The 1,394-nt window shown below is 62.7% G+C and carries 1 protein-coding gene; it reads right to left on the bottom strand.

The window, feature by feature from the left end:
• A partial coding sequence (locus BLU54_RS22970; protein ID WP_328586150.1) for an interleukin-like EMT inducer domain-containing protein occupies positions 1-1,265 on the bottom strand: 1,265 nt, incomplete at its 3' end.
• Positions 1,266-1,394: the final 129 nt, after the last annotated feature.

Here is a 1,394-nt window from a genome sequence, read left to right as displayed (position 1 = left end):
GCCGAAGCGCTTGTCAGACTGGCCGATACCGTATCGATGCGAGTGCCGAGCGACTTATCCGCGTCGGCCCGTGCTGTCGCCTCGCTGGTGACCGCTGCTTGCACTGGCAGAACCGCCTCCGCCGGTCGCCATACAAAGTTTGTGAAGAAAACAGGCGCAGTCGCGCTGCCGTTGGTGATGGACACACGTGCCTGCGCCGTTCCTGTGTTGCCCGGAGCCGTTACGTATCCTGAGATCCGCGTCCACGCCTTCGTCGGCGTCGCCGAAATCAATCCCAACGACAGCAGCGAGCCGTCCTTGTAGTAGCCCCATCGCGCACCGATGCCGATCTTCTGGTCGTCAGTGTTTGATGCTGCGAACGCCTCGAAGTAAAACATCTGCCCTGGTGCGGCTGCCTTGGGCACGGTTCCGGTGATCTCGCCCCAGCCCTTGAAGACCCAGAGCGCCGGCGCACCCGCCGGCACGCTTGCATCGGCAGATGAAATGCGCTCGACCGATCCTCCCGCCCACCCGGATACATCGACTGTCGGCACCGGGTTCGAAAACATGTTCGCTGCATCGGCACCATAGCTGGCCACCACCGCATCTAGCCGTGAACCCAACGCCGTGTCGCCGTCGGCACGCGCCTTTGTTTCCGTTTGGACGGCAGTTGCCGTGGCGTCGGCCTTCGTCGTCACGGAGTCGATACGCTGTCCCAACGCCGTGTCGGCCGACGACCTAGCAGTGGCCTCGCTGGTGACAGCAGCGCTCGTCGTTGCCAGGCTTGCCGACACGGTGTCCAACCGCGACGAGAGTGCCGAATCAGCATTGGCCCGTGCATCTGCCTCTGTCGCTACGTTTGCTTGCACTACTGCCGCGACATCCTTTCCGGTCCCAGCTTTGGGCCGACCGTTGACAATATCCACCAGGTACTCGACCCATGCGGCCGGGTCGTTGGGAATATCGCCGGCCATGCGTTCAGTGCCTGGCCCTAGAGTTGGAATGCCGACAAGCAAGTACGCGCCGCGATAGCGCAAGCGACTCAACATCACATCCGTCGCCCCGCATCGGATCAATGCTGCTCGCAACGTCGTGTCCAAATTGGTGGTTGGCTCGTCCGCGGTCACGACCATCACGGTGACAGTGTTGTCCAGCGCACTCAATGCTGCGACTAGGCCGTCTCGCCCGGCCGAGCCTGAGTACGTATCGAAAGCGCCCAACGACTTGAATACTCCAGAGGTGTCGACCGTGGCCGCAGCGAAGCCACGACCGAGCGATAGAACCATCGCCCCAGTGAGAGCGTTGTAGATTCCGGGCGACGCCTGCGCGCCGGCCGAGCCTCCTTTCGACACCAGGCGCCACGTCGTTTGATTACCCACCCTCGCTTGGAGCGCAGAAAAGCTGGAAGCCTGCGC

It is taken from the genome of Chitinasiproducens palmae (assembly GCF_900095735.1).
GTDB classification, from domain to species: Bacteria; Pseudomonadota; Gammaproteobacteria; order Burkholderiales; family Burkholderiaceae; genus Chitinasiproducens; species Chitinasiproducens palmae.
The sequence above is the reverse complement of the archived record's forward strand: the minus strand, read 5'-3'. Positions and strand labels throughout refer to the sequence as shown.